Here is an 18413-nt window from a genome sequence, read left to right on the forward strand (position 1 = left end):
GGTGTTACGCCTCCGCGGCCGCTTCCCGTACGTCCGCGGGGTCCGCCTCCTGTTGGACGTACCGCAGCACGCCCCACATGCCGCGTTCGACGGCAGCGGCGTCGGCGTCGGCGGACTCGCCGAGGGCGCGCTCGTCCGCGCGGCAGGCGGTGAGTCCGGCCAGCAGCGCTTCGGCGTCGATGCCCGCGCCGATCATGACGAGTTGGCTGAGCCGCTGTTCGCCGCGCGCCCACGGGCGGGGGACGAAGCGCAGGAAGCGGCCCACCGCGTGCAGCGCGTAGGTGTTGTCCCGGTCCCCCGCGCCGAAGTCCGCGAACCCCTTGATCCGGTAGAGCCCGTCGGGCCGGGAGTCGAGGAACTCCATGAAGCGACGCGGGTCCATGGGGATGTCCGAGGTGAAGTCGACGCTCTCGTACGAGGCGTGGAGGTGGCCGTCGTGCCCCTCGTGCCCATCGGGCGCCTCCTCCCGCAGCAGGTCCTCGAAGGTGAGCTGACGGACCGTGTCCTCGTGGTCCGGTCGCAGGGCCGGGTCGAAGAGGAGCTCGGGGTCGATCCGGCCGTGCACCGCGGAGATCACGGCGGCGGGGCCGCTCAGCTCCGCGACCGTCGCACGCAGCCGCTCCCGCTCGGCCTCCCCCACCCGGTCGGTCTTGTTCAGGACGACGAGGTCGGCGACGGCGAGATGGCGGTCGAGCTCCGGATGCCGCTGACGGGTGCCGTCGAACTCCGCCGCGTCGACGACCTCGACGAGGCCCCCGTACAGGATGTGCGGGTTGTCGCTGGCCAGCAGCATACGGACGAGCTCCTGGGGTTCGGCCAGTCCGCTCGCCTCGACGACGATCACGTCCAGTCGGGCGGACGGCCGGGTCAGGGTCTCCAGGAAGGTGTCGAGTTCGCTCGCGTCGACGGCGCAGCACAGACAGCCGTTGCCCAGCGAGACGGTCGAGCCGACCTGCCCCGAGACGGTCATGGCGTCGATCTCGATGGCCCCGAAGTCGTTGACGATCACGCCGATCCGGGTTCCCTCGCGGTTGCGGAGGAGATGGTTCAGGAGCGTGGTCTTTCCGGAGCCGAGGAAGCCCGCCAGGACGACGACCGGGATCTGCGGGATACGGGGCGGGGTCAACGGGGGCCTTCCTCGGGGCGTCGTCAGGGTGCCGGGACCGGCTGCGGCGGGGGTGCGCCGACGTAGCGGGCCGCCGGGCGGATGATCTTCGAGTCCTCCGCCTGCTCCAGGATATTGGCGCTCCAGCCGATCACCCGTGCCGCGCAGAAGGTGGGGGTGAACATCGCACGCGGCAGCCCGCACAGCTCCATGACCACTCCGGCGTAGAACTCCACGTTGGTGTGCAGTTCCCGGCCCGGCTTCAGCTCGGCGAGGATGGCCTCGACCTGGCGTTCCACCTCCACCGCAAAGTCGACGAGCGGTCCGCCGAAGCCCTGCGCGAGGGATTTGAGCATCCGGGAGCGCGGGTCCTCGGTGCGGTAGACGGGGTGGCCGAAGCCCATGATGCGGCGTCCCGAGAGGACCTGTTCGCGGATCCAGCCGTCGATGCGGTCCGGGGTGCCGATGGCGTCCAGGGTGTCCAGGGCCCGGCTGGGGGCTCCGCCGTGCAGCGGTCCGGAGAGCGCGCCGACCGCCGCGACCAGGCAGGCGGCCAGGTCGGCTCCGGTGGAGGCGACGACCCGGGCGGTGAAGGTGGAGGCGTTGAAGCCGTGGTCGACGGTGGAGATGAGGTACTGCTCGACGGCTTCGGCGTGCTCGGGCTCCGGCTCCGACCCGGTCAGCATGTACAGGTAGTTCGCGGCGTGCGGCAGGTCCTCGCGGGGCTCGACCGGCTGGAGCCCCTGGCCCAGGCGGTGCAGGGCGGTGAGAATCGTGGGGACGGCCGCGCAGGCGGTGAGCGCGTCCTGGCGCCGCCGCTCGGTCCCGATGTCGTACACAGGGCGGAATCCGGCCGAGGCCCCGAGCAGGGACAGCGCGGTGCGGAGTCCGGCGAGGGGGCCGGAGACGGCGCCGGCGCGCGCGATGGCGGGCAGCGCCTCACTCACCTCGGCGGGGAGGGCGCGCAGGGCGGCCGTGCGGGCGGCGAAGTCGGCGGCGGCCGTCCGGTCCGGCAGTTCGCCGTGGACCATGAGGTACCAGACGTCCTCGAAGCCGCGGGTCCGCGCGAGCTCGATCGCCGAGTACTGCCGGTAGTGGTAGAAGCCCTCACGGCCGCGCACGTCGCCGAGGGCGGTGGCGGTGACGACGACACCGGCGAGACCGCGGGGGACGGCAGGAGTGGTGGTCATGGCTGCTCTCTCTTCTCTTCCGACGCACACAACATTGATTCGACTGTCTATGCTTGACTTGAATTCTGTCAATGTTGATTGAATCAATGCATGAGGGAGCTCTTGGGCTCGCTCATGGATTCAGGATGGATACGGTGGTCGGCATGACGGATCGATCAGCGCCCGACGAGCAGGGGCCGCCCCGGCTCACCACCCGCGAGGCCGCCGAACTGCTGGGCGTGAAGCCGGAGACGGTGTACGCCTACGTCAGCCGGGGCCAGCTGAGCAGCGCGCGGGCCGCCGGCGGGCGGGGCAGCACGTTCGACGCCGACGAGGTCCGGGCGCTGGCCCGGCGCTCGGGACGCCGGGACACCTCCCCGGCCGGGGGCGACCTGGCCTTCCGCACCGGCATCACGCTCATCGAGGGCGACCGCTGCTACTTCCGCGGGGTCGACGCGACGGAGCTGGCCCGTCATCACGGCTACGAGGAGGTCGCCGAGTGGCTGTGGACGGGCGAGCTGCGTCCCGGAGCCCGGTTCACCGCGGCCGCCGCGACCCTCGCGGCGGCCCGCCGGACGGTCGGCGCGCTGCCCGCGCACAGCGGGTCGACGGACCGGCTGCGGGTGGCGGTGACCGCCGCGGCGGCCACGGATCCACTGCGGTTCGTCCTGTCGCCCGAGGCGGTGCTGAGCAGTGCCCGCAGTCTGATCCCGACCCTGGTGGGCGCTCTGCCGCCGCTCGGCGACCCGGCGGACGAAGAGGGTTCCCTGGCGCGGGACCTGTGGTCACGGCTCACCGCGGAGCCGGCCGACACCCCGTCCCTCGCCGTGCTGGACGCGGCCCTGGCCCTCCTGATCGACCACGACCTGGCCGCCTCAACGCTGGCCGCCCGGGTCGCCGCCTCCGCGCGGGCCCACCCGTACGCCGTGGTCTCGGCGGGCCTCGGCGTGCTGGAGGGGCCGCTGCACGGCGCGGCGAGCGGGCTGGCGCACCGGATGCTCCGGGAGGCGGTGGACCGGGGCAGCGCGGTCCCCGTGGTCGCCGATCATCTGCGGACCGGGCGGCGGGTGCCGGGCCTGGGCCACCGGCTGTACCGGGGCGAGGACCCGCGGGCGACGGCCCTGTTCGCGCTGCTCGAGGACGTGCCGCAGGCCGCCGGAGCGCTGGCGGCGGCCCGCGAGGTGGTGGAGACGACGGCGCGGCACGCTCCGCTGCACGCCAACATCGACCTGGCCCTGGCCGTCCTGTCCGTCTCCCGGGGGATGCCGGCGGACGCGGGCGAGACGGTGTTCGCGGTGTCCCGCACCGCGGGCTGGATCGCCCACGCGCTGGAGGAGTACGGAGAGCGCCCGCTCCGCATCCGCCCCAGCGGGCAGTACACGGGCCCCAGGCCGCCACAGCCGCTGCCCGGCCCCCAGAAGGCCCGCTAGGTCCGGACCAAGGGCCGGGCAGCGCAAATTAGCTACGGATCACAGGGAATTCTCGCGCGGTGGCTGCGCGGTGGACCCGCGCACCACCAGCTCCGGCTCGAAGAGCAGCTCGTCCGAGGGTACGGTCCGCCCGCCGATCTGCACCGAGAGCAGCTCCACGGCCGCGCGCCCCATGGCCTCGATGGGCTGGCGGACGGTGGTCAGGGGCGGCTCGGTGCAGTTCATGAAGGCCGAGTCGTCATAGCCGACGACCGACACGTCGGCGGGCACCGAGAGACCGCGGCGGCGGGCGGCGCGCACGGCGCCCAGCGCGAGCGGGTCGCTCGCGCAGATGATGCCGGTGACGCCCCGGTCCAGCAGCCGCATCGCGGCGGCCTGCCCGCCCTCCAGCGAGAACATCGCGCGGGCCACCCACTCGTCGGGCACGGTCGTGCCCGTCTCCTCGGCGAGCACCCGGGCGGCGGCGAGCTTGCGCTGCGAGGGCACGTGGTCGGACGGGCCGAGGACGAGGCCGATGCGCTCGTGGCCGAGCGAGACGAGATGCCGCCAGGCCTGCTCGACGGCGACGGAGTCGTCGCAGGAGACACCCGGGAAGCCGAGGTGGGCGATGGCCGCGTTGATCAGCACGACCGGGATCTTGCGGTCGGCGAGCACCTTGTAGTGGTCGTGCGGGGCGTCGGCCTGGTGGTAGAGGCCGCCCGCGAAGACCACGCCGGAGACCTGCTGCTGGAGGAGCAGCTCGACGTAGTCGGCCTCGGAGACGCCGCCCTTGGTCTGGGTGCAGAGCACCGGGGTCAGCCCCTGCTGGGCGAGCGCGCCGCCGACCACCTCGGCGAAGGCCGGGAAGATCGGGTTCTGCAGCTCGGGCAGGACCAGGCCGACCAGCCGGGCCCGTTCGCCGCGCAGCTGGGTCGGCCGCTCGTAGCCGAGGACGTCCAGCGCGGAGAGAACGGCCTGCCTGGTGGCGTCGGAAACGCCCGGCTTGCCGTTCAGCACCCTGCTGACCGTCGCCTCGCTGACTCCCACTTTCTGGGCCACTTGAGCAAGTCGTCGCGTCATGCGCGCAAGATTAGCGCAAGAAGTGCAAGCAGATTGCGTTGATGGCGAACTCCTCGGAAACGCTCCAGGAACGGTCACAGACACAGCGCCGCGAAGCAAGGGGCGCGTACCGCGCGGGCCCGGCCGGCCGGACCGGAACGGTGCCGAATTTCCGCCCCGGCCGCCCGGCCCTTACCGTCTCTACGATGAACGCCCCACCGACCCCCGGCAGGGGACAGCGCCGGTTCGGCTGGCCCCAGCGGGTCTTCTCCCAGGTCCTGCTGATGCAGCTGACCATCATCACCGGCGTGACGATCCTGGTCACCGGCCTGTTCCTGGCGCCCCTCAGCGACCAGCTGGACGACCAGGCGATGCGCCGCGCCCTCGCCATCGCCCAGAGCACCGCCGCCCAGCCGGGGATCGTGCGGGACCTGACCAGCACCGACCCGTCGGTCAAGGGCCCCGTCCAGTCGGCCGCCGAGCGGGTCAGACGGGCGACCGGAGCCGAGTACGTCGTCGTCATGAACCAGCGCGGGGTGCGCTGGTCGCACCCCGACACCCACCGGATCGGCGCGATCGTCTCCACCGACCCCGGCGAGGCGCTGCGCGGCCGCGAGGTGATGGAGATCGACAGCGGCACCCTCGGCCGCTCGGCGCGGGGCAAGGTGCCGTTGCTCGGCCCGTCCGGCGATGTGGTCGGCGCGGTGTCGGTGGGCATCGCCTACGACAGCGTCCGCGCCCGGCTCCTCGGGGCGATCCCGGGGCTGCTCGCGTACGCGGGCGGAGCCCTGGCCGTCGGGGCGCTCGCCGCGTATCTCATCTCCCGCCGACTGCAACGGCAGACCCACGACCTGGCATTCTCCGACATCTCCGCGCTGCTGACGGAGCGCGAGGCCATGCTGCACGGCATCCGCGAAGGAGTCGTCGCCCTGGACGGGAACGGCCGCGTCCGGCTGCTGAACGACGAGGCGCAACGGCTGCTGGGCGTGGGCCCGGAGGCGGCGGGCCGGACGCTGGAGGAGGTGCTGGGCGACGGCAGGACCGCGGACGTGCTGGCCGGGCGGGTGGTCGGCGACGACCTGCTGGCGGTACGGGGCAGCCGGGTGCTGCTGGCCAACCGGATGCCCACGGACGACGGCGGGGCCGTGGTGACCCTGCGCGACCGGACCGAGCTGGAGCACCTGGGCCGCGAGCTCGACTCCACCACCGGGCTGATCGACGCCCTGCGCGCCCAGGACCACGAGCACGCCAACCGGCTGCACACCCTGCTCGGACTGCTGGAGCTGGAGATGCACGAGGATGCGATGGAGTTCGTCACGGAGGTGGTGGGCGTACACCGGGCGACGGCCGAGCAGGTCACCGAGAAGATCCAGGACCCGCTGCTGGCCGCCCTCCTCGTGGGCAAGGCGACGGTCGCCGCCGAGCGCGGCGTATCCCTGCGGCTGGCCCCCGACACCCTGTTGCCGGACCGGGTGGTCGATCCCCGGGGCCTGGTCACCGTCATGGGCAACCTGGTCGACAACGCCACGGACGCGGCGGTCGGATCGGACGGGGCGCGGATCGAGGTCGGGATGTGCGCGGAGGGCCGTACGGTGATCCTGGAGGTGCGCGACAGCGGCCCCGGCGTCCCCCGCGAGCAGTACGCGTCGATCTTCACGGAGGGTTGGTCCACCAAGGAGGTCCCGGCGCACGGCAGGCGCGGCCTCGGGCTCGCCCTCGTGAGGAGGCTCGCGGAGCGTCAGGGAGGCAGCGTGACGGTGTCCGGGGCGGACGGAGGCGGTGCGGTGTTCACGGTCGTCCTGCCGGAGGCGCTGGCGGAGCCCGGACCGCAGGCCCTGGCCGAGCGCGCCCCGGACTCCCCCGACGGTCCGCCGCCCCCCGCGCATCCGGCCACGACGGGAGGACAGCCGTGATCCAGGTCCTGATCGTGGACGACGACGTCCGGGTGGCGCAGATCAACGCGGCGTACGTCGCCAAGGTCCCCGGCTTCCGTGTGGCCGCGCAGGCCCACTCGGCGGCCGCCGCGCTGGAGGCGGTCGAGGAGGTCCCGGTGGACCTGATCCTGCTGGACCACTACCTGCCCGACGGCAACGGCCTCGCCGTCGTACGGGAACTGCGCCGCCTCGGCCGTCAGGTCGACGTGATCATGGTGACGGCCGCCCGGGACGTGGCGACCGTGCAGGACGCGATGCGGCACGGCGCGCTCCAGTACCTGGTGAAACCGTTCACCTACGCGGGCCTGCGCTCGAAGCTGGCGGCGTACGCGACCCTGCGGCAGGCGCTCGACGGGGGCGGGGAGGCCGAGCAGGCGCAGGTGGACCGGCTCTTCGGCGCGCTGTGGGCGGCGGGCGAGCCGGCCCTCCCCAAGGGCCACTCCCCCACCACGGCCGAGCTCGTCCGCGGTGCCCTGCGCGGCGCCGACGGCCCGCTCTCCGCGCAGGAGATCGCGGACAGCGCGGGGATGAGCCGCCAGACAGCCCAGCGCTATCTGAAGCTGCTGGAGCGCACCGGCAAGGTCCGGCTGACGCTGCGCTACGGGGAGACGGGCCGCCCGGAACACCGGTACGCCTGGGCCGCGGGCTGAACCGCCGCCCGCGGTACCCCCGCACGCCCTACGACAGGCCCTACGCCGCCCCGGCCCCCGTCAGCGCCCGGACCTCGACCTCGGCGTGCTTGGCCTCGTCGGGCGGCTCCGGCGAGGTGACCGTACCGATCCAGCCGGCCAGGAAGCCGAGCGGGATGGAGACCAGTCCCGGATTCTCCAGGGGGAAGAGCTGGAAGTCGACACCGGGGAACAGGGCCGAGGGGCTGCCCGAGACGACGGGTGAGACCAGCACAAGCACGACCGCCGGGACCAGGCCGCCGTACACCGCCCAGACCGCGCCCCGCGTGGTGAAGCCGCGCCAGAACAGCGAGTAGAGCAGGGCCGGGAGGTTTGCCGAGGCGGCCACGGCGAAGGCCAGGCCCACCAGGAAGGCGACGTTGAGGTCCTGGGCGAGGAGTCCGAGGCCGATGGCGACGGCGCCGATGCCCGCGGCGGCGACACGCGCCACGGCGACCTCGCCGTGCTTCCCGCGCCCGGGGCGGCGGAGCGAGGCGTAGAGGTCGTGGGCGACGGACGCGGACGAGGCGAGTGTGATGCCCGCGACGACGGCCAGGATGGTGGCGAAGGCGATGGCGGCGACCACGGCGAAGAGAATCGTTCCGCCGGTGGACCCCTCACCGCCGCCGAGGTGGAGTGCCAGCAGCGGGACCGCGGTGTTGCCCGCCGCGTTCGAGGCGCGGACCTCGGCGGAGCCGACGAGGGCGGCGGCGCCGAATCCGAGCACGATCGTCATCAGGTAGAAGCCGCCGATCAGGCCGATGGACCAGACGACGGAGCGGCGCGCGGCGCGGGCGGTGGGCACGGTGTAGAAGCGCGAGAGGATGTGCGGCAGCCCCGCCGTGCCGAGGACGAGGGCGACGCCCAGGCTGATGAAGTCGAGGCGCGAGGTCAGGTCCCCGCCGTAGCGGAGGCCCGGCGCGAGGAAGTCCCTGCCGTGGCCGCTGCGTTCGGCCGCGGTGGTGAGCAGGCTGTTGACGTTCCCGTGGAAGTGGACCAGGACGAGCGCCGTGAGCGCGACGGCCCCGGCCATCAGCAGGACGGCCTTGACGATCTGGATCCAGGTGGTGGCGCGCATGCCGCCGAACGACACGTAGATCACCATGAGCGCGCCGACCCCGACCACCGTCCAGGACCGGGCCGCGTCGCTCGTGCCGCCGAGCAGCAGGGCCACGAGGCTGCCCGCGCCGACCATCTGGGCGACCAGGTAGAGCACGGAGACGGTGACGGACGAGGTGCCGACGGCGGTACGCACCGGGCGCTCCGCCATCCGCGCCGCGACCACGTCGGCCAGGGTGAACCTGCCGCAGTTGCGGACGAGTTCGGCGACGAAGAGCAGGACGACCAGCCAGGCGACGAGGAAGCCGACCGAGTAGAGCATGCCGTCGTAGCCGAAGAGGGCGATCAGCCCGGAGATCCCGAGGAAGGAGGCCGCCGACATGTAGTCGCCGGCGAGGGCGAATCCGTTCTCCATGGGCGAGAACAGGCGTCCGCCGGCGTAGAACTCCTCGGCGGAGCCCTGTCGGTGGCGCCCGACCCAGGTGGTGATGAAGAGCGTCACGGCGATGAACGCGCTGAACAGCAGCAGGGCGAGTGCCTGGTGGTCGCCTCTCAACGTCCGAGCCCTCCCGCCGTCTCCTGGCCGAGGCCTCTCGCCCTCTCCCTGCCGAGGCCCCGCGTCATCTCCTGGGTGTCCCAGCGCAGATCGAGCGCGGCCCGGTCCCTGCGCAGCCGCGCGTGCCGTGCGTACGCCCAGGTGAGCAGGAACGTGGTGAGGAACTGGCCGAGACCCGCCACCATCGCGACGTTGACCGCTCCGGCGACCGGGCGGGCCATCAAATCGGGTGCGGTGGTCGCGGCGACGACATAGGCGAGATACCAGAGGAGGAAGGCGACGGCGGCGGGAGCCACGAAGCAGCGGTAGCGGCGGCGCACCTCGCGGAAGGCCGCGCTGCGGTGCACCTCCAGGTAGATGTCGGCCGCGCCGGGCTCGGGATCCGGCCCGACCGCGGCGGAGGCGTCGAGATCCGCGACGCCTCCCGTCCCGCCCCGGCCGCTCCGGTCGGGGGCCGGTACGTCGTCCCACGGGTCGTCGAGCCGCACTCCCGCGGCCTCCGGCCCTGCTTCTTTCTCCACCGCACAACTCCCCTGATCCACCGACCTTTTTCGGCCGCATGGCCAACCATGGGCAAGTCGGGAGGATCCCGGGCGCGCCATTCGCCCGGCTTCACCCCTTCAGGTGACAGAAGTCCCGTACGGCTGCGCGAACCGCGAGGCCGGGGACCCTCGAAAAGCACGCGGCCCCCGCTCCGGTGGTACCGGAGCGGGGGCCGACGCGGGCGCGGGGTTCAGGCGTCGATGCGTGAGCGGTCCAGGGTGGCCGCGGAGCTGGTGATGAATTCCTTGCGGGGCGCGACCTCGTTGCCCATCAACAGGTCGAAGACCTGCTCGGAGGATTCCAGGTCGCCGATGTTGATGCGCCGCAGCGTGCGGTGGCGCGGGTCCATCGTCGTCTCCGCCAGCTGATCGGCGTCCATCTCGCCCAGACCCTTGTAGCGCTGGATCGACTCCTTGATCCGGACGTTCTTGCGCTGGAACTCCAGGAGGGTCTGGCGCAGCTCGCCGTCGGAGTAGGTGTAGACGTACTTGTCCTGGCCCTTCTTGGGCTGGACCAGCTCGATCCGGTGCAGCGGCGGGACCGCGGCGAAGACCCGCCCCGCCTCGACCATGGGGCGCATGTAGCGCTGGAAGAGGGTCAGCAGCAGGCAGCGGATGTGGGCGCCGTCGACGTCGGCGTCCACCAGCAGGACGATCTTCCCGTAGCGCGCGGCGTCGATATCGAAGGTGCGCCCGGACCCGGCTCCTATGACCTGGATGATCGCGCCGCACTCGGCGTTCTTCAGCATGTCCGAGACGGACGACTTCTGTACGTTGAGGATCTTTCCGCGGATCGGCAGCAGCGCCTGGAACTCGCTGTTCCGGGCCAGCTTGGCGGTGCCGAGCGCCGAGTCCCCCTCGACGATGAACAGCTCGCTGCGCTCGACGTCGTCGCTGCGGCAGTCGGCGAGCTTGGCGGGCAGCGAGGAGGACTCCAGGGCAGTCTTGCGGCGCTGGGCGTCCTTGTGCTGACGGGCGGCGATCCGGGTGCGGGCGGCGGCGACGGCCTTCTCCAGCACCGCCCTGGCCTGGGCCTTGGCGTCCCGCTTCGTCGAGGTCAGGAAGGCCTTGAGCTCCTTGGCGACCACGCCGGCCACGATCCGGTTGGCCGCGGACGTGCCGAGAACCTCCTTGGTCTGCCCCTCGAACTGCGGCTCGGCGAGTCGTACGGTGACGACGGCGGTGAGCCCTTCGAGGGCGTCGTCCTTGACGACGTCGTCCTCGGCGACCCGCAGCATCTTGGCGGAGCGCAGCGCCTCGTTCACGGTCTTGGTCAGGGAGCGCTCGAACCCGCTGACGTGGGTGCCGCCCTTGGGGGTGGCGATGATGTTCACGAACGACCGTACGGTCGTGTCGTAGCCGGTGCCCCAGCGCAGGGCGATGTCGACGCCGAGCTCGCGGGTGACCTCGGTGGCGGTCATGTGGCCGCGGTCGTCGAGGACGGGGACGGTCTCCTTGAAGGTGCCCGTGCCGGTCAACCGCTGGACGTCGCAGACGGCCTTGTCCTGGGCCAGGTACTCGCAGAACTCGCTGATGCCGCCGTCGAAGCGGAACGTCTCCTCGGTCTTGCCCTCGCCGTCCAGCCCCCGCTCGTCGCGGACGACGATCGTGAGACCGGGGACGAGGAAGGCCGTCTGTCGGGCGCGCTGGTAGAGCGTCTCCAGATTGAGCTTGGCGTCCTTGAGGAAGATCTGACGGTCGGCCCAGTACCTGGTACGGGTACCCGTACGGGTCTTGGGGACCCTCTTTCCCTTGCGGAGGCCGTTGGCCGGGTCGAAGGGGCTGTCGGGGCCCTGCTCCGTGAAGATGCCCGGGACGCCTCGCCGGAAGCTGATGGAGTGGGTCGCGCTGTTGCGGTCGACCTCGATGTCCAGACGGGCGGAGAGCGCGTTGACCACCGAGGCGCCGACGCCGTGGAGACCGCCGGAGGCCGAGTAGGAGCCGCCGCCGAACTTGCCTCCGGCGTGCAGCTTGGTCATGACGACCTCGATGCCGGAGAGGCCCGTCTTGGGCTCGACGTCGACCGGAATGCCGCGGCCGTTGTCCCGGACCTCGACGGAGGCGTCGTCGTGGAGGATGACCTCGATCTGATCGCAGTAGCCGCCGAGGGCTTCGTCGACGGAGTTGTCGATGATCTCCCAGAGGCAGTGCATCAGGCCACGGCTGTCGGTGGACCCGATGTACATGCCGGGGCGCTTGCGGACCGCCTCCAGCCCTTCGAGGACGAGAAGGTGCCGCGCGGTGTAGTTGGAGCTGTCCCGGTCGCCGCCTGCTCCGGTCAGCATCGCGGTGGACGGCACGGACGTTTCGGCGGTCACGCGGTTCGCTCCTCGCTGAATTTCATCTGGGGCCCCCGTGGGTATCGGGCTGGGCTTCGGTTGCCGCTGAGAGCCTACAGAGGCCTGGTAGAGCGGTTGTAACGCCACCCTCGGGGAATCCTCATGCTAGTCGAGCTTCATCCGGGCTCGCATGGGTGTTCGATCATTCGTTGGAGTGACGTGCACATCACGTTCCCTTCGACGCATGAACCATTTAGGCTCCGGGCACGTCCTCATGAACAAACCGGCAAGCCGGCCGGCGGGACCGACCCCTAGACAAGCAATGCGAAACCGTAGCGCTCCGCATACGGCACATTCGCCGCCAACCGGCAACAGACAGCCACACCGAGAAGAAGTTTCGAAGAAAAGCCACGAGCGGGAACGTTTTCGGCCTGGTTGGATGTTGACCCTGGTACGACAGCTCGTCGAGCTAGAGAAGAGGCGACGTGACTACTGTTCTGACCCCCGCGAGCCCGCTGACCGCAGCAGACCGCTGTGACCGTTGCGGCGCCCAGGCATATCTGCGCGTCGTCCTGATCAGTGGCGGTGAACTGCTCTTCTGCGCCCACCACGGGCGCAAGTTCGAGCCGGAACTCAAGAAGATCGCCGCGGAAATACAGGATGAGACGGATCGGCTCACCGCCGTGCAGACGGCTGCTGCCGACGAGGAACAACACTGATACCTCGCATCCACGACGAGCCAGGGGCCGGTCCAGGACCGGCCGACGGGCGGCTCCCCCACTGGGGGAGCCGCCCGTTCTCGTCCGCGGGGATCGCGCACGGACAGCGCGTCGGCCCGCGAGGATCACGCACGGACAAGCGTGTCGGCACCAGCGCCCGCCGCGTGGCCCGGTCGCAGGGCGGGGCGCGGTCAGATGCGGCCCTCGGCCCATTCCAGGGCGGCGGAGACCCGGGTGTACACCCCGGGGCTGCCCGCGCGCCCGCAGCCGCTGCCCCAGGACACCAGGCCGATGAGCCGCCCACGGGCCACCAGCGGCCCGCCGCTGTCGCCCTGGCACGCGTCCCTGCCACCCGCCGGATCGCCCGCACAGAGCATCGCCGAGGCCTTGTACGTACCCTCCCGGCCGCCCGGGTAGGCCCGCGCGCAGTCGCTGTCCGGCAGGACCTGGACCCGCGCGGAGCGCAGCACGGAGGCGTAGGCGCCGCTCCCCGTCGTGTCGCCCCACCCGTAGACGGCCGCCGCGGTCCCGGCCCGGTAGGCGGTGTCCTCACCCCTGGCCGTCGGGATGACGCCGCCCTTCGGCATCGCGTGGGACAGGGTCAGCACCGCGAGGTCGCCGGCGTTGGAGTCGGGGTCGTACGCCGGGTTCACCCAGATGGACCGGACCGGGATCTCCCGGCCTCCGGAGTCGCTCAACCGCTCCCGGCCGGCGATGACCAGCAGATCCCTCACCCGCTCCGCCGGTCCGCCGAGTGCCTCGTCACTCAGGCAGTGGGCGGCCGTCAGGATCTTCGTGGGCGCCACGGCGACGCCGCCGCAGAACTGTCCCGAGCGCGCTCCTCCGAACCGGTCCCGGCTCGACAGCGCCACGACCCAGGGGCTGTCCGCCACCGGGGCGGGCTGTCCGCCGACGATGATGCTGTCCGCGACCGCCGCGGGGGGCGAGGCGAGGGGCATCACGGCCGCGGTGGCGGTCAGGGCGAGCACCCCGGTCAGGGCACGGACGACGGAACGGGGCATGGAGGCTCCTGACGCTGAGGCGGTAACGGTCCACCCAGCGTGATCCAGCCGGTCACCCTCCGCACCCGAGGACACGCCGGAGGGCCCGGATCCCCTGGGGGTTCCGGGCCCTCGGCCGGTGAATCTTCCGCGATCTAGTCGAGGTAGTCGCGCAGCACCTGCGAGCGCGACGGGTGACGCAGCTTCGACATCGTCTTCGACTCGATCTGACGGATGCGCTCTCGCGTCACGCCGTAGACCTTGCCGATCTCGTCGAGCGTCTTCGGCTGACCGTCGGTGAGGCCGAAGCGCATCGAGACCACGCCGGCCTCACGCTCGGAGAGCGTGTCGAGCACGGAGTGGAGCTGCTCCTGGAGGAGTGTGAAGCTGACCGCGTCCGCCGGGACGACGGCCTCGGAGTCCTCGATCAGGTCACCGAACTCGCTGTCGCCGTCCTCACCGAGCGGGGTGTGGAGGGAGATCGGCTCGCGACCGTACTTCTGGACCTCGATGACCTTCTCGGGGGTCATGTCGAGTTCCTTGGCCAGCTCCTCCGGGGTGGGCTCGCGGCCCAGGTCCTGGAGCATCTGGCGCTGCACGCGCGCGAGCTTGTTGATGACCTCGACCATGTGCACCGGGATACGGATGGTGCGGGCCTGGTCGGCCATCGCGCGGGTGATCGCCTGACGGATCCACCAGGTGGCGTACGTGGAGAACTTGTAGCCCTTGGTGTAGTCGAACTTCTCGACCGCGCGGATCAGACCGAGGTTGCCCTCCTGGATCAGGTCCAGGAAGAGCATGCCGCGACCGGTGTAGCGCTTGGCCAGGGAGACCACCAGACGGAGGTTGGCCTCCAGGAGGTGGTTCTTGGCCCGTCGGCCGTCCTCGGCGATGATCTCCAGCTCGCGCTTGAGCTTCGGCGCGAGCTTGTCGGCGTTCGCCAGCTTGTCCTCGGCGAAGAGTCCGGCCTCGATGCGCTTGGCGAGCTCGACCTCCTGCTCGGCGTTGAGGAGGGGAACCTTGCCGATCTGCTTCAGGTAGTCCTTGACCGGGTCGGCGGTGGCGCCGGCGACGGCGACCTGCTGCGCAGGTGCGTCGTCCTCGTCGTCATCCGAGAGGACGAAGCCCTTGTTCTCGCCCTCGCCCTCCTCTTCCTCGCCCTTGCCGGCCTTGACTTCCTCGGCCGCCTCGTCGCCGTCGAGCAGTTCGTCGTCCTGCTTGCCGGACTTCTTGGCCGCCGTCTTCTTGGCCGCCGTCTTCTTCACGGCGGTCTTCTTGGCCGCCGTCTTCTTGGCTGCCGTCTTCTTGGCGGGAGCGGCCGCGACGGCGTGGTCGGCCACCGCGTCCGCGCTCTCGGCCGCCGGGGCGGCGGTGGCCGCGACGGTCCTGGTCACGGTGGTCTTCGCCGCGACGGTCTTGGTGGCGGTGCGCTTGACCGGGCTCTTCGCTGCGACGCTCTTGCGGGCGCGCTTCGGCGACTCCGCGGCACTGACCATCAGCGTCACACCCTCTTCCTCGAGGATCTGGTTGAGGCTGCGCAGAACGTTCTTCCACTGGGTTGGCGGAATCTGGTCAGCCTCGAAGGCCCGACGCACGTCATCGCCGGCGATCTGCCCATCAGCCTTTCCCCGCTCGATGAGCGCCATCACAGACTCGGACTCGGCGATCTCCGGCGGGAGCGTACGGGATGTGCTGGCCGACACGAACAACCTCTCGGAACGATGGAAACGGCTTCCGGCCCCGCCCTGGAGAGGGCTGGAACCGACGACCGTCGACTGGGGATGTCGCCGACGGCGCGGGTTTGGCCTCAGAACTGCACAGCGAACCCAAGGGTTGCTGTATTCCTTCCGCGACGCTCACCTCTTAAGTCATCGCGCTGCTTCGAGGAGTGTTACGGCCAATCCGCGTGGCCCGAGTCACACCTCATACGCGACGAAATGGGCCAAGGGTGCCATCCCCCCACAATTATGCCGCCGGACCCGTGCGGTCCGGCGGCACCGGGCCCACGCACCCCGGCCGCGCCCCGGTCAGTGCTCGCGCGGCGCGGGAACCACACGCTCGACGTCGGGGTGGACGACGAGCAGTTGGCGCATGGCCGTCTCGGCCGCTCCGGCGTCGCCGGATGCCAGGGCGTCGGCGATGCGCGCGTGATGGGCGACCGAGGCCTCCCCCGGGCGGTCACAGCCGGTGACCGGTCCCCCGGAGACATGGAGGGCGGCCGAGACGATGCCGGAAAGGTGTTCGAGCATCCGGTTGCCCGCCGCCTGGACGAGGAGGGCGTGGAACTCCGCGTCGGCGCGGGAGAAGGTGATCGCGTCCCCCTGCCCCGTCGCGTGCCCCATGATCTCCACCATGTCGCCGAGCCGCTGCTGGATGTCGTCCCGGCCGTGCCCGGCCGCGAGGCGGGCCGCGAGCGGCTCGATGGTCCAGCGGAGCTCGGCCAGCTCCCGGCGCTGGTCGTCACGCTGCGGGCCGAAGGCCCGCCATTCGATGATGTCGGGATCCAGCAGGTTCCAGTCGCTGACCGGCCGGACCCTCGTACCCACATTGGGGCGTGCGCTGACCAGCCCCTTGGCTTCGAGGACGCGCAGGGATTCGCGTACGACGGTGCGGGACACCTCGAAACGCTGGCCGATCTCCTCGGGAACGAGGGGGCGGTCCGCGCCGAGGTCACCGGAAACGATCATCTGGCCAAGCTGCTGGACGAGTTGGCCGTGGAGACCGCGACCCCGGCTGGCCGACCCCCGTCGGCTCGCCCGTCCCAGCTCGGAATCGGAACCGCCCCAGGCCCGGGAAGCGGCACGCTCGCCGGCCGGCGCCTCCGTATAGGGATAGCGGTCGAGTTCGCCCGAGCCGGTCAGGCCGGAATCGACGGTGCGGGCGGCGGTCATCATGGTGTGCGCAAGGGTACTCACGCATCCTTTGTCGGCGCGGCTCGCCCACCCCTTGAGGTCTTTGGTGAAAAGCACACGAAAGGGTGATCGGCGCTCGCTCCGCAATTGACGCCATATCAGCATAAAACGGCTATTTCTCAGGGAGTTGTGAGCCCCTGGCCTCGATGCGGTGCCCCGACGATCACCAACGCGCCTTTCCTCGAAGGCTGGTGAACAGATACGCGCAGATCAGGGCTGACAACGACAGGGCGAGTGCGGTGCCGACGGGCTGCGCCACCACCCGCGCGACGGCCAGGACCCAGTGGTCCGCCTGCTGCGGCAACTGCCACCCGGCCAGCTCGCGCAGTCGGCCCGGAAGCCCGGCGACCGAACGGGCCGACGGCGCCGCGAAGAGCTTCTGCACCAGCGGAACGACGAGTACCGGAACGGCCAGCACCGCGGCGATCCCCGCCCCGGCCACCCGGAAGACTCCGGCGGCCAGCAGCCCCGCCCAGGCACAGCCCACCGTCAGGCCCGCCCAACTCGCACCGAGCGCGACTGCGTTCGAGGGGATCTCGATCAAGTCCGGTCCGTACACCAGCCGGAGGCTCTGTGCTCCGCACACCACGGCGAGGCCCGCGAGCAGCAGCGCGAAGCTCGCGGTCACGGTGAGCTTGGCCAGCAGCAGCCCGAGCCGCCGGGGCACGGTGCCGCGAGCGGCGGCGAGTGCCGGATAGCGGAACTCGTCCCCGAAGGACAGCGCCCCGAGCAGGCCCGCGCCGAGCGCGGCGGGCGGCAGCGGCAGCAGGGCGGGCCACGCGGCGAGCACGCGGGGCAGCGCGGTGCCGTCGGTGCGGGCGAGCAGGACGGAGACCGCGGCCGACGCCACCAGAACGGCCGCCATGATCATGGTCGTCGTCCTGACGCCGAGGGAGCGCCGCAGTTCGTACCGGAGCGGGCTCAGGGGGCCGCGGGCCGGGCGCACCCGGATCGGGGGCGGCAACTCGGACAGCGCGGCGGCCGGGTCGTCCCGTTCCCCGCTTCCCGCCTCCGCCGGGTCGGCGGGTCCGGTGTCGCCGATCTCGTCGGCGAGCCGGTGCACGGGGACGCCGTGCCGGTACGCGGTGTCCCCGATCTCCGCGCAGTTGCTGCCGTACACCGTCAACCGGCCACTCCCCTCGACGACCTCGACGGAGCGCCGAGCGGCTCGGGCCTCCCGGCTGACCACGGCCGCCAGCCGGGCCGCGTGCGGGGTGCGGACGGCGACCCGGGCCCGGAGCCGGGTGCGGGCGAAGTCGGAGACGTCCTGGTCGGCGACGAGGCGCCCGCCGCCGATGGTGACGACACGGTCGGCCGTACGAGCCGCCTCCTTGGGGTCGCCGGTGGCGTAGAGGACCGTGCCGCCCTGGGCCGCGTACGCGCGCAACAGCCCGTACAGCCAGCTGTTCTCCCGCGGGGACAGGCCCTCCGCCGGCTCGTCCAGGATCAGGGTGTGAGGGTCTCCGAGCAGCGCGGAGGCGAGGCCGAGCCGGCGGTCCATCCCCACCGAGAGCGTGCCCAGGCGCTGGTCCCCCAGCCCGGCGAGACCGACGACCTCGAGCACCTCGTCGGCTCGGGCCGCAGGCACGCCCGCGGCCGCGCAGAGCATACGGAGCTGCCCCCGGGCGGTCCGCGAAGGGTGGCCCGGTACGTCGCCGAGCAGTACGCCCACTTCCCGCGCCGGGTGGGCGATGCGGTGCAGCGGCCGCCCCCGGAAGTAGACGACGCCCCGCCCGGCGTCCAGTTCGAGCATCAGCCGCAGGGCCGTGGTCTTGCCCGAGCGGGGGGCGCCCAGCAGGGCCGTGACACGACCGGAGGGAGCCTCGAAGGTCAGATCGTTCACGGCGGGCGGAGCGTCGCGACGGGGGGTGCTGGTGAGTCCGATGGCCTGGAGCATCGCTTCTCTCGCGTCTCTCGCGGAAGGTGGGACCGCTCGGCGGCAGGGGGTACCGCAGCAACATAACGCGACATTTCAGACTTTTGGCGCAGGGGTGGGCCGAC

General features: G+C 71.6%; 14 protein-coding genes. 4 read left to right on the forward strand and 10 right to left on the reverse strand.

Features of this window, described 5'->3' with window-relative positions:
* Positions 1-4: 4 nt before the first annotated feature.
* Complete coding sequence (locus tag ACIRJT_RS34430; protein ID WP_403917295.1) at positions 5-1126, reverse strand: CobW family GTP-binding protein; 1122 nt, start codon at positions 1124-1126, stop codon at positions 5-7.
* Between the two features lie 23 nt (positions 1127-1149).
* Positions 1150-2295: a citrate synthase/methylcitrate synthase gene (locus tag ACIRJT_RS34435; protein ID WP_403917298.1), complete on the reverse strand. Its 1146-nt coding sequence runs from the start codon at positions 2293-2295 to the stop codon at positions 1150-1152.
* A 143-nt stretch (positions 2296-2438) separates the two neighbouring features.
* Between ACIRJT_RS34435 and ACIRJT_RS34440 the strand changes: the two genes are divergently transcribed.
* On the forward strand, positions 2439-3704 hold the full coding sequence (locus ACIRJT_RS34440; protein WP_403917301.1) for a citrate synthase: 1266 nt from the start codon (positions 2439-2441) through the stop codon (positions 3702-3704).
* A 39-nt stretch (positions 3705-3743) separates the two neighbouring features.
* Here the strand turns inward: ACIRJT_RS34440 and ACIRJT_RS34445 are convergent, their stop codons facing one another.
* Positions 3744-4763: a LacI family DNA-binding transcriptional regulator gene (locus ACIRJT_RS34445; protein WP_403917304.1), complete on the reverse strand. Its 1020-nt coding sequence runs from the start codon at positions 4761-4763 to the stop codon at positions 3744-3746.
* A 185-nt stretch (positions 4764-4948) separates the two neighbouring features.
* On the opposite strand from ACIRJT_RS34445, the gene ACIRJT_RS34450 reads away from it, so the two are divergent.
* Both ACIRJT_RS34450 and ACIRJT_RS34455 read left to right on the forward strand, forming a co-directional pair.
* Positions 4949-6655, forward strand: coding sequence for an ATP-binding protein (locus ACIRJT_RS34450; protein ID WP_403917306.1), 1707 nt, complete (start codon positions 4949-4951; stop codon positions 6653-6655).
* The gene (locus tag ACIRJT_RS34455; protein ID WP_403917309.1) at positions 6652-7326 is read left to right on the forward strand and encodes a response regulator; all 675 of its coding nucleotides are present in this window, start codon (positions 6652-6654) and stop codon (positions 7324-7326) included. Before ACIRJT_RS34450 ends, ACIRJT_RS34455 begins: the two co-directional genes overlap by 4 nt.
* A gap of 40 nt (positions 7327-7366) precedes the next feature.
* Here ACIRJT_RS34455 and ACIRJT_RS34460 read toward each other — a convergent pair whose 3' ends face one another.
* From ACIRJT_RS34460 to ACIRJT_RS34470, 3 genes are all read right to left on the reverse strand, one after another.
* Entirely contained in the window at positions 7367-8959 is a 1593-nt protein-coding gene (locus ACIRJT_RS34460; protein WP_403917312.1) for a cation acetate symporter, read from the reverse strand.
* Entirely contained in the window at positions 8956-9447 is a 492-nt protein-coding gene (locus tag ACIRJT_RS34465) for a DUF485 domain-containing protein (protein WP_403917494.1), read from the reverse strand. Before ACIRJT_RS34465 ends, ACIRJT_RS34460 begins: the two co-directional genes overlap by 4 nt.
* A gap of 245 nt (positions 9448-9692) precedes the next feature.
* Positions 9693-11819, reverse strand: a complete 2127-nt coding sequence (locus ACIRJT_RS34470) for a type IIA DNA topoisomerase subunit B (protein ID WP_403917315.1) — start codon at positions 11817-11819, stop codon at positions 9693-9695.
* Between the two features lie 446 nt (positions 11820-12265).
* On the opposite strand from ACIRJT_RS34470, the gene ACIRJT_RS34475 reads away from it, so the two are divergent.
* Positions 12266-12499, forward strand: a complete 234-nt coding sequence (locus ACIRJT_RS34475; protein WP_018957087.1) for a hypothetical protein — start codon at positions 12266-12268, stop codon at positions 12497-12499.
* A gap of 191 nt (positions 12500-12690) precedes the next feature.
* Here ACIRJT_RS34475 and ACIRJT_RS34480 read toward each other — a convergent pair whose 3' ends face one another.
* The 4 genes from ACIRJT_RS34480 to ACIRJT_RS34495 form a co-directional block, all read right to left on the reverse strand.
* Complete coding sequence (locus tag ACIRJT_RS34480; RefSeq protein WP_403917318.1) at positions 12691-13521, reverse strand: S1 family peptidase; 831 nt, start codon at positions 13519-13521, stop codon at positions 12691-12693.
* Between the two features lie 134 nt (positions 13522-13655).
* The gene (locus ACIRJT_RS34485) at positions 13656-15203 is read right to left on the reverse strand and encodes an RNA polymerase sigma factor (protein WP_403917322.1); all 1548 of its coding nucleotides are present in this window, start codon (positions 15201-15203) and stop codon (positions 13656-13658) included.
* A 324-nt stretch (positions 15204-15527) separates the two neighbouring features.
* Positions 15528-16394: a FadR/GntR family transcriptional regulator gene (locus ACIRJT_RS34490; protein WP_403917497.1), complete on the reverse strand. Its 867-nt coding sequence runs from the start codon at positions 16392-16394 to the stop codon at positions 15528-15530.
* Between the two features lie 181 nt (positions 16395-16575).
* Positions 16576-18309, reverse strand: a complete 1734-nt coding sequence (locus ACIRJT_RS34495) for an ATP-binding cassette domain-containing protein (protein ID WP_403917325.1) — start codon at positions 18307-18309, stop codon at positions 16576-16578.
* Positions 18310-18413: the final 104 nt, after the last annotated feature.

Source organism: Streptomyces sp. NPDC102283 (assembly GCF_044766265.1).
Lineage (GTDB): Bacteria > Actinomycetota > Actinomycetes > Streptomycetales > Streptomycetaceae > Streptomyces.